Source organism: Enterobacter sp. RIT637 (assembly GCF_019718755.1).
Lineage (GTDB): Bacteria > Pseudomonadota > Gammaproteobacteria > Enterobacterales > Enterobacteriaceae > Enterobacter.
This window is the reverse complement of sequence record NZ_JAIHAZ010000003.1, coordinates 203,327-212,667: the sequence shown is the minus strand read 5'-3', so window position 1 is coordinate 212,667 and position 9,341 is coordinate 203,327. Positions and strand designations below refer to the sequence as shown.

The 9,341-nt window shown below is 53.3% G+C and carries 11 protein-coding genes and 3 tRNA genes; all 14 read right to left on the bottom strand.

Annotated features, from left to right (window positions below; genetic code table 11):
* A tRNA-Lys gene (locus K5E19_RS07905) sits at positions 1–76 on the bottom strand.
* A 3-nt stretch (positions 77–79) separates the two neighbouring features.
* A tRNA-Val gene (locus K5E19_RS07900) sits at positions 80–155 on the bottom strand.
* Between the two features lie 27 nt (positions 156–182).
* Positions 183–258, bottom strand: a tRNA-Lys gene (locus K5E19_RS07895).
* 161 nt (positions 259–419) lie between these two features.
* A complete protein-coding gene (cpoB, locus tag K5E19_RS07890) occupies positions 420–1,214 on the bottom strand; it encodes a cell division protein CpoB (RefSeq protein ID WP_221550699.1) in 795 nt (264 codons plus the stop codon).
* Positions 1,215–1,223: 9 nt separating this feature from the next.
* Positions 1,224–1,745 carry a peptidoglycan-associated lipoprotein Pal gene (gene pal / locus K5E19_RS07885; protein ID WP_003858578.1) on the bottom strand — a complete coding sequence of 174 codons (522 nt, stop codon included), beginning with the start codon at positions 1,743–1,745 and terminating at the stop codon, positions 1,224–1,226.
* A 35-nt stretch (positions 1,746–1,780) separates the two neighbouring features.
* The gene (gene tolB / locus K5E19_RS07880; protein ID WP_221550855.1) at positions 1,781–3,073 is read right to left on the bottom strand and encodes a Tol-Pal system beta propeller repeat protein TolB; all 1,293 of its coding nucleotides are present in this window, start codon (positions 3,071–3,073) and stop codon (positions 1,781–1,783) included.
* Positions 3,074–3,207: 134 nt separating this feature from the next.
* The gene (gene tolA, locus K5E19_RS07875) at positions 3,208–4,461 is read right to left on the bottom strand and encodes a cell envelope integrity protein TolA (protein WP_221550698.1); all 1,254 of its coding nucleotides are present in this window, start codon (positions 4,459–4,461) and stop codon (positions 3,208–3,210) included.
* A 28-nt stretch (positions 4,462–4,489) separates the two neighbouring features.
* Positions 4,490–4,918 (bottom strand): colicin uptake protein TolR, encoded by a 429-nt coding sequence (gene tolR, locus K5E19_RS07870; protein WP_003858589.1) that lies wholly within the window; start codon positions 4,916–4,918, stop codon positions 4,490–4,492.
* Positions 4,919–4,921: 3 nt separating this feature from the next.
* Positions 4,922–5,614 carry a Tol-Pal system protein TolQ gene (gene tolQ, locus K5E19_RS07865; protein ID WP_089598919.1) on the bottom strand — a complete coding sequence of 231 codons (693 nt, stop codon included), beginning with the start codon at positions 5,612–5,614 and terminating at the stop codon, positions 4,922–4,924.
* The gene (gene ybgC / locus K5E19_RS07860) at positions 5,611–6,015 is read right to left on the bottom strand and encodes a tol-pal system-associated acyl-CoA thioesterase (protein ID WP_003858593.1); all 405 of its coding nucleotides are present in this window, start codon (positions 6,013–6,015) and stop codon (positions 5,611–5,613) included. Before ybgC ends, tolQ begins: the two co-directional genes overlap by 4 nt.
* Before the next feature lie 148 nt (positions 6,016–6,163).
* On the bottom strand, positions 6,164–6,454 hold the full coding sequence (gene ybgE / locus K5E19_RS07855) for a cyd operon protein YbgE (RefSeq protein ID WP_221550697.1): 291 nt from the start codon (positions 6,452–6,454) through the stop codon (positions 6,164–6,166).
* On the bottom strand, positions 6,454–6,567 hold the full coding sequence (gene cydX, locus K5E19_RS07850) for a cytochrome bd-I oxidase subunit CydX (RefSeq protein ID WP_003858598.1): 114 nt from the start codon (positions 6,565–6,567) through the stop codon (positions 6,454–6,456). The genes ybgE and cydX overlap by 1 nt, the downstream gene beginning before the upstream one ends.
* 14 nt (positions 6,568–6,581) lie before the next feature.
* Positions 6,582–7,721: a cytochrome d ubiquinol oxidase subunit II gene (gene cydB / locus K5E19_RS07845; RefSeq protein ID WP_221550696.1), complete on the bottom strand. Its 1,140-nt coding sequence runs from the start codon at positions 7,719–7,721 to the stop codon at positions 6,582–6,584.
* A 15-nt stretch (positions 7,722–7,736) separates the two neighbouring features.
* Positions 7,737–9,305 carry a cytochrome ubiquinol oxidase subunit I gene (gene cydA, locus K5E19_RS07840; protein WP_108415875.1) on the bottom strand — a complete coding sequence of 523 codons (1,569 nt, stop codon included), beginning with the start codon at positions 9,303–9,305 and terminating at the stop codon, positions 7,737–7,739.
* Positions 9,306–9,341: the final 36 nt, after the last annotated feature.

The window sequence follows — 9,341 nt, the reverse complement described above, 5'->3', positions numbered from 1 at the left end:
TGGTGGGTCGTGCAGGATTCGAACCTGCGACCAATTGATTAAAAGTCAACTGCTCTACCAACTGAGCTAACGACCCGAGTGGTGGGTGATGACGGGCTCGAACCGCCGACCCCCTCCGTGTAAAGGAGATGCTCTACCAACTGAGCTAATCACCCACTCTGTACTACTGGTTTTGCGTTAAGTGGTGGGTCGTGCAGGATTCGAACCTGCGACCAATTGATTAAAAGTCAACTGCTCTACCAACTGAGCTAACGACCCACTTTTACGCTGTTTTCACGTTGTTTGATATCCCGTGGCAACGGCGGCATATATTACTGATTTAAGAATTCTGCGCAACAAAAATTTCGATGAAGATCACTTAACTGCTTACGAATCATGCTGCACGACCAGAAATAACACGATTTCTGGTCATGCGATAATCATCCCATCGAACTCAGACGTTTTTGCGCCTGTTTAGCACCTTCGGTACCTGGGAATTTTGTGACAACCTGCTGGTAAACCGCTTTGGCCTTCGCGGTGTCACCTTTGTCCTGCATGATTACGCCGACCTTATACATCGCATCCGGCGCTTTTGGCGATTTCGGGTAATTTTTCACCACTGAGGCAAAATAAAACGCCGCATCGTCCTTTTTACCCTTGTTGTAATTCAGCTGACCGAGCCAGTAGTTCGCATTTGGCTGGTAAGTGGAATCAGGGTACTTCTTCACGAAGTTCTGAAACGCAACGATAGCGTCGTCCTGGCGAGATTTGTCCTGCACCAGGGCGATAGCCGCGTTGTAGTCAGTATTCGCGTCACCGCTCTGTACAGGCGCGCCTGATGAGGCTGACGTATCTCCTGTCGGAGCAGGTGTCGCTGTTGCTGCACCGCTTTGGTCGCCCGCTGCAGGCTGTGCTGCTGCACCACCGCTACTCAGGCTATCCATCTGCAGCAAGATCTGCTTCTGGCGTTCCACAACCTGGTTCAACTGATACTGGCTTTCCTGGATCTGGCCGCGGAGGGAGTCAATATCGTTTTGGTTATCGGAAAGCTGCTGCTGGAGTTGGGTTAAAAGCTGACTGTGAGCGTTAGAAATACGCTCGAGTTGAGTGACCCGGTCTTCTACCGAGCCTGAGCCGACACTACTGATTGGTGCCTGAGCAAAAGCGGCCCAGGGGGCCGCTATTCCAACCAGTAACGACAGACTCATGAGATGATGTCTGAAGTTACTGCTCATGCCATTCTCTTAGTAAACCAGTACGGCACGACGGTTTTTGGAGTAAGCCGCTTCGTCGTGACCCAGTACTGCAGGTTTTTCTTTACCGTAAGAAACGATGGAGATCTGGTCAGCAGAAACGCCTTTACCCTGCAGGTACATTTTAACAGCGTTAGCACGACGTTCACCCAGGGAGATGTTGTACTCTGGAGTACCACGTTCGTCCGCGTGACCTTCTACGGTGACTTTGTAAGACGGGTTGCTACGCAGGAAGTTAGCGTGAGCATCCAGCATCGCAGCGAAGTCAGAACGGATGTCGTATTTATCCAGATCGAAGTAAACGATGTTGTTCTGCTGCAGCTGCTGCATCTGAAGACGCGCTTGCTCTTCAGAAGACATGTTGCCATTGCCGTTAGCGTCCATACCGGTGCCGGCACCCATCATGCCTTCACCGCTCTGGTCATTGCTTGCGTTCTTGTTAGAAGAACACGCTGCGATTGCCATTACAGGCAGAGCGATCATCAGCCCCTTCAGCACTTTGTTCAGTTGCATTTCTAAGATTCCTTTAGTAATCAATTAATTATTATTTACAGATACGGCGACCAGGCAGGTGATTTTACCTGTCCATCAGTTGCCGGAATACGCGCTTTGAAACGCCCATCTGTAGAAACCAGATTCAGCACAGATCCCATCCCCTGAGAAGAGCTGTAGATTACCATCGTGCCGTTAGGTGCCAGACTTGGCGTTTCATCCAGGAACGTTGACGAGAGAACTTGCACGCCACCCGTTACCAGATCTTGTTTGGCAATGTGCTGCTGCCCACCGTTGGAGCTGACCATTACCATCGTTTTACCATCGGCACTGACGTCAGCATCCTGGTTCTGAGAACCTTCCCAGGTAATACGCTGCGGCGCTCCGCCGTTGATATTCACTTTATAAACTTGTGGACGACCGGCCTGGTCGGACGTGAAGGCCAGGTTCTGGCTGTCCGGGAACCAGGTTGGTTCGGTGTTGTTGCTACGGCCATCCGTCACCTGGCGGATTTGACCAGAGCCGATATCCATCACGTACAGGTTCAGGCTACCGGTTTTAGACAGGGCAAAGGCCAGTTTTGAGCCATCCGGAGAGAACGCAGGTGCACCGTTGTGACGCGGGAACGACGCAACCTGACGCACGGCACCGTTAGACAGCGTCTGGATAACCAGCGCAGAACGACCGCTTTCGAAGGTTACGTAGGCCAGTTTGGAACCGTCAGGAGACCACGCCGGAGACATCAGCGGCTGTGGAGAACGGTGAACGGTGAACTGGTTGTAGCCGTCGTAGTCAGAGACGCGCAGCTCATACGGGAACTGACCGCCGTTGGTCTGAACCACGTAAGCGATACGGGTACGGAACGCACCTTTAATACCGGTCAGCTTCTCAAACACTTCGTCACTTGCGGTGTGACCCGCATAGCGCAGCCACTGCTTGTTCACTTTATAGGTGTTCTGAGCCAGAACGGTACCTGGCGCACCGCCGGTATCGACCAGCTGATAAGCCACGTTATAGCCACCGTCCGGGGCAGGCGTTACCTGACCAACCACGACCGCATCAATACCCAGCGCAGACCACGCCGCAGGCTGTACTTCCTGCGCTGTGCCCGGCTGCTGTGGCAGGCGAGAACGATCTAATGGGTTGAATTTGCCGCTGTTACGCAGGTCAGCGGCTACAATGCCGCCGATGTCTTCAGGCGCCGCACCCGGGCCAGCCCACTGGAACGGAACAACGCCGATTGGGCGCGCCGAGTCCACCCCCTGGGTGATCTCGATACGTACTTCTGCATGCAGCACAGCTGCCCACAGCATTAAAAAACTAAATGCTACACGTAATGCCTGCTTCATCATATCTCCCTTATCTGGGTAACCTTACCCACGATAATTTAGCAGAATGTTAACAAACTCAAATAGACAAAACTACCTGAACCCTGTGACTAAACCTGGTCTATTTTCTCCCGTTTGCACGGGAAAACTGTAACTTAAGGTTTGAAGTCCAGTGGCGCATTTTTAAAGACTTCATACACGGCCTGAGAAGGCGGTTTTGGCATCTTCGCCTGACGCGCTGCAGCCAGTGCAGCAGTACATAAGGCTGGATCGCCACCTTCAGACTGAATATCGAGCAGCATCCCATCCGGCGCCAGTTTTATACGCAGCGTACACGTTTTACCGGTGTAGGAAGACGCATCATAAAATCGGCTTTCGATAGCGGATTTAATCTGCGCGGCATAGCCGTTGATTTCAGCGCCTGATGCACCGTTACTCTTAGTGTTACCACTTCCAGACGGCGCTGCGTTGTTTCCTTTCGCTCCGCCACCCGTTTTCGGTGCATTCTTACCTGAACTGAGATCGCCCAGCAGATCGTCAACGCCTGCAGCAGCGGCAGCTTTTTCAGCGGCAGCAGCCTTTTTCGCCGCGGCTTTTTCGGCGGCTGCTTTCTTATCGGCAGCGGCCTTCGCGGCTGCAGCTTTTTTATCAGCTGCGGCTTTTTCTGCAGCAGCCGCTTTTTCAGCTGCGGCTTTCTCGGCGGCCGCCGCTTTCTTCGCAGCCTCGGCAGCAGCTTTCTTCTCTGCTTCCTGAGCGGCTTTCTTCGCGGCTTCCGCTTCTGCTTTCTTCTGAGCATCAGCAGCGGCTTTCTTCGCGGCTTCCGCTTCAGCTTTCTTCTGAGCATCGGCAGCGGCTTTCTTCGCGGCTTCCGCTTCAGCTTTTTTCTGGGCGTCAGCAGCGGCTTTCTTCGCGGCGTCTGCAGCTAATTTAGCCTGTGCATCTGCCTGTGCTTTCGCATCCGCAGCGGCTTTGGCCGCAGCCTCCTCCGCCTGTTTCTGCTGTTCTTGCGCTTTCTTCGCTGCTGCTTCAGCCTGTTTCTGCTGCTCAGCCTGCTCTTTCGCCGCTTCCTGAGCCTGCAAACGCTCTTTCTCAAGCTGTTTCAGACGCTCCTGCTCCGCGGCCTGCTTTTCACGCAGTTCTTCCGCTTGCTGTTGCGCCTGTTTTTCACGCTGCTCTTCAGCACGTTTTGCACTCGCCTGCTGCTGTTGCTGGCGATTATAGTTCTGCACTACCGCACCGGGATCCACCATGACGGCATCGATGGAAGATCCCCCACCGCCGCCAGCTGATGCATCAATGTGCTCGTCGAACGAACTCCAGATCAGCGCTGCAAAAAGAATAACGTGCAGCACTGCGGAGACGATTATCGCTCGCTTAAGCTTGTCGTTCTGTTCGGTTGCCTTTGACACTATCGGTTCCCAAAAACTACGCAGATGATCAAATAGGCTGAGTCATTAAGCCAACAGACTTAACGCCCGCACTATGTAGCAAGTTCAGCGCTTTAATAATTTCATCGTAAGGCACGTCTTTCGCGCCACCGATTAAGAAGACCGTTTTCGGATTTGACTCCAGGCGTCGTTGCGCTTCAGCAATAACCTGCTCGGGTGGCAGTTGATCCATACGATCTTTCTCTACCACGACGCTGTACTGCCCTACACCGGAAACCTCAATGATGACCGGAGGATCGTCATTGGTGCTTACCGCCTGTGATTCTGTCGCATCCGGCAGATCAACTTCCACGCTCTGGGTAATAATGGGCGCTGTCGCCATAAAGATCAGCAGCAGTACCAGCAGTACGTCCAGTAGTGGAACGATATTGATTTCGGACTTGAGCTCGCGACGACCTCGTCCACGCGATCTGGCCATGGTTTACCCCTTGTTGCTCTCGGTACTGGTAAACGCCTGACGGTGCAGAATCGCGGTGAACTCTTCCATAAAGTTGTCGTAGTTCAGTTCCAGTTTGTTCACGCGCTGGTTCAGACGGTTGTAAGCCATAACCGCCGGGATCGCCGCAAACAGACCGATAGCGGTCGCAATCAGTGCTTCAGCGATCCCCGGTGCAACCATCTGCAACGTCGCCTGCTTCACCGCGCCTAACGCGATAAAGGCGTGCATGATCCCCCACACGGTACCAAACAGACCGATATACGGGCTGATGGAACCTACTGTGCCGAGGAACGGAATGTGCGTCTCAAGGGTTTCCAGTTCGCGGTTCATGGAAATGCGCATCGCACGCGACGCACCTTCCACTACCGCTTCCGGCGCATGATTGTTTGCGCGATGTAAGCGGGCAAACTCTTTGAATCCGCTATAGAAAATTTGTTCGGAGCCTGAAAGATTATCACGGCGCCCCTGGCTTTCCTGGTACAGACGAGAAAGTTCGATACCAGACCAGAACTTGTCTTCAAACGCTTCGGCTTCACGGCCAGCGGCATTAAGAATACGCGTTCTCTGGATGATGATGGCCCAGGATGCGATTGAAAAACCAATCAAAATCAACATGATAAGTTTAACCAGAAGGCTAGCCTTCAGGAACAAATCAAGGATATTCATGTCAGTCACTGCTTAAACTCCGCGACAATAGACTTAGGAAGCGCACGAGGCTTCATTATGGTTGGATCAACACAGACAATCAGTACTTCAGCTGAGTTCAGTACGGTGTTCTCTGCATTGACTATCCGCTGCGTGAAAACCAGTGAGGTTCCGCGCATTGATGTAATTTCAGTTTGGACTTCGAGCATATCGTCGAGTCTGGCAGGCGCAAAATACTCAAGCGTCATCTTGCGTACCACGAAGGCAACTCGCTCAGCCAACAGCACCTGTTGACTAAAGTGATGATGGCGCAGCATCTCTGTGCGTGCCCGTTCATAAAAAGCAACGTAGCTGGCGTGGTAGACCACACCACCGGCATCGGTATCTTCGTAGTAGACACGAACCGGCCATCGAAACAGCGTTGTATTCACTTTACATCCCAGTAATGCAACAAAAGTTAGAGCTTTTAAACTTCGCTACTATACGCGCGGGAATGATGGTTTGGAATGGGAGAAAGTAAACGGAGAGTAAATTTTTATGGGCTCGGGTAAGCCCATATCGTTATAGGACATTTCTTATTCAGAAGAAGAAGAAAATCAAACCAGCGATGAGAACCAAATCGGCAATCAGCGGGCAGAAAATGCCCTGCCAGTGAACGGCTTTCGGACGAAAGCCCACGCCGTGGATCACACCTGCGCACACCGCCCACATGATGAGGAAGCCGTGCCAGATCTCGAGTTCGCTGGTCTTTGCCGCGAAGCGCGACGGGTCCCAGAAGATGCAGCCCGCCAGCAGTAATGCCATCACTAAAGAAAGCGCCCGTAACGGGCGCTTATCCATTACCGCATATAACGTTGCGATAATATTCATTAGTGTTTTTCTTCACCCGCTTTGGTCGCTTCGACGTGCTCCAGCGCCAGGGCAGTGATGACACCAAATGCACAGGCAAGAAGCGTCCCTAAAATCCATGCGAAATACCACATATTCAGCTCCTTACTTAGTACATAGATTGGGTGTTGCTTTCGATATGTTCTTTGGTGATACGACCGAACATTTTCCAGTAACACCAGGCGGTGTAGAGCAGAATAATCGGTACGAACACACAGGCAACATAGGTCATCAGGTTCAGCGTCAGCTGGCTGGAGGTTGCATCCCACATGGTCAGGCTAGCATTCAGCATGGTGCTGGACGGCATGACGAATGGGAACATCGCAATACCCGCCGTCAGGATGATGCACGCCAGGGTCAGTGAAGAGAACACAAACGCCAGAGCGCCTTTTTCCAGACGAGAGGTCAGCACGGTCAACAGTGGCAACAGTACGCCCAGCGCCGGGATAGCCCACAGAGCAGGGATATTGTTGAAGTTCACCAGCCAGGCACCCGCCTGACGCGCGACTTCTTTCGTCAGCGGGTTAGACGGCGCAACATGGTTGATCGCGGACGTCACCACGTAACCATCGATACCGTACACCACCCACACACCGGCCAGAGCGAAGCAAACCAGCGTGACCAGCGCCGCGACCTGAGCCGTTGCACGGGAACGCAGGTGCAGTTCACCCACGGTACGCATCTGCAGATAGGTCGCGCCCTGAGTAATGATCATCGCCACGCTCACAACGCCTGCCAGCAGACCAAACGGATTCAGCAGCTGGAAGAAGTTACCGGTGTAGTAAAGACGCATGTACTCATCAATGTGGAACGGTACGCCCTGCAGCAGGTTACCGAATGCCACGCCAATCACCAGCGGTGGAACGAAGCTACCGATAAAGATGCCCCAGTCCCACATGTTACGCCAGCGGGTGTCTTCAATCTTGGAACGGTAGTCGAAGCCTACCGGACGGAAGAATAAAGATGCCAACACCAGAATCATCGCCACGTAGAAGCCGGAGAACGCAGCCGCGTAGACCATCGGCCAGGCAGCGAACAGCGCGCCACCTGCGGTGATCAGCCACACCTGGTTACCGTCCCAGTGAGGGGCGATGGAGTTGATCATGATTCGACGCTCGGTGTCATTACGACCGAGGAAACGGGTGAGCATCCCCACCCCCATGTCGAAACCATCAGTGACCGCAAAACCGATCAGCAGAACGCCGATCAACAGCCACCAGATAAAACGCAATACTTCATAATCGATCATTTGATGACTCCTGTCTTAGCGTGCCGGCTGAGTAGTCGCGGTGGACTGCTCGTAGTGATAGCGACCGGTTTTCAGGCTGCTTGGGCCAAGGCGCGCGAACTTGAACATCAGGAACAGTTCAGCCACCAGGAACAGGGTGTACAGACCGCAAATCAGCAGCATGGAGAAGATCAGGTCACCCGCGGTCAGGGACGAGTTCGCTACTGCCGTTGGCAGCACCTCACCGATTGCCCATGGCTGACGGCCATACTCCGCAACAAACCAGCCGGACTCGATAGCGATCCACGGCAGTGGAATACCGTACAGCGCGGTGCGCAGCAGCCATTTTTTCTCACCGATACGGTTGCGAATCACGGACCAGAAGGACGCCGCGATAATCAGCAGCATGATGATGCCGCAGCCCACCATGATACGGAACGCGAAGTACAGCGGTGCAACGCGTGGAATCGAGTCTTTGGTTGCCATCTGAATCTGCGCTTCCGTCGCGTCGGAGACGTTCGGGGTATAGCGTTTCAGCAGGAGGCCGTAACCCAGGTCTTTCTTCACGTCGTTAAACTGATCGCGAACGGCCTGATCGGTTGAACCGGCACGCAGCTGTTCCAGCAGCGAGTAAGCTTTCATCCCGTTACGGATACGCTCTTCGTGCTGCACCATCAGATCTTTCAGGCCAGTCACCTGTTTGTCGACGGAGCGAGTGGCGATGATGCCCAGAGCATAAGGAATCTGAATGGCGAAGCGGTTTTCCTGCGCTTCCTGATCAGGAACACCGAACAGGGTAAATGCCGCCGGAGCCGGTTGGGTTTCCCATTCTGCTTCAATAGCGGCCAGCTTGGTTTTCTGCACGTCGCCCATTTCGTAACCGGATTCATCACCCAGAACAATAACAGACAGAATTGCCGCCATACCGAAGCTTGCTGCGATAGCAAAGGAGCGTTTTGCGAAGGCGAAGTCACGACCACGGAGCATGTAGTAAGAGCTGATGCCCAGTACGAACATCGCACCGCACACATAGCCAGATGCCACGGTGTGAACGAATTTAACCTGAGCAACCGGGTTCAGGACCAGCTCAGCAAAGCTGACCATCTCCATTCGCATGGTTTCGAAGTTGAAATCGGACGCGATTGGGTTCTGCATCCAGCCGTTCGCCACCAGGATCCACAGCGCGGACAGGTTAGAGCCTAATGCCACCAGCCAGGTTACCGCCATATGCTGGACTTTACCCAGACGGTCCCAACCGAAGAAGAACAGACCTACAAAGGTGGATTCGAGGAAGAAGGCCATCAGACCTTCAATGGCCAGCGGCGCACCGAAGATATCCCCTACATAGTGGGAATAGTAAGACCAGTTAGTCCCGAACTGGAACTCCATGGTCAGACCGGTTGCCACGCCCAGTGCAAAGTTGATACCAAACAACTTGCCCCAGAACTTGGTCATATCTTTATAAATCTGTTTGCCGGAGAGGACGTAAACCGTTTCCATGATGGCCAGCAGGAACGCCATACCGAGCGTCAGTGGCACAAACAGGAAGTGGTACATCGCGGTCAAGGCAAACTGTAAGCGCGACAGTTCGACTACGTCTAACATTATGACTCCTTGCTCATCGCATGAAGACTCCGAGAG

Bases quoted from the DNA above. Each gene is read 5' to 3' on its own strand.
- cpoB (WP_221550699.1), bottom strand. From the start codon at position 1,214: ATGAGCAGTAACTTCAGACATCATCTCATGAGTCTGTCGTTACTGGTT.
- pal (WP_003858578.1), bottom strand. From the start codon at position 1,745: ATGCAACTGAACAAAGTGCTGAAGGGGCTGATGATCGCTCTGCCTGTA.
- tolB (WP_221550855.1), bottom strand. From the start codon at position 3,073: ATGAAGCAGGCATTACGTGTAGCATTTAGTTTTTTAATGCTGTGGGCA.
- tolR (WP_003858589.1), bottom strand. From the start codon at position 4,918: ATGGCCAGATCGCGTGGACGAGGTCGTCGCGAGCTCAAGTCCGAAATC.
- ybgE (WP_221550697.1), bottom strand. From the start codon at position 6,454: ATGAATATTATCGCAACGTTATATGCGGTAATGGATAAGCGCCCGTTA.
- cydX (WP_003858598.1), bottom strand. From the start codon at position 6,567: ATGTGGTATTTCGCATGGATTTTAGGGACGCTTCTTGCCTGTGCATTT.
- cydB (WP_221550696.1), bottom strand. From the start codon at position 7,721: ATGATCGATTATGAAGTATTGCGTTTTATCTGGTGGCTGTTGATCGGC.
- cydA (WP_108415875.1), bottom strand. From the start codon at position 9,305: ATGTTAGACGTAGTCGAACTGTCGCGCTTACAGTTTGCCTTGACCGCG.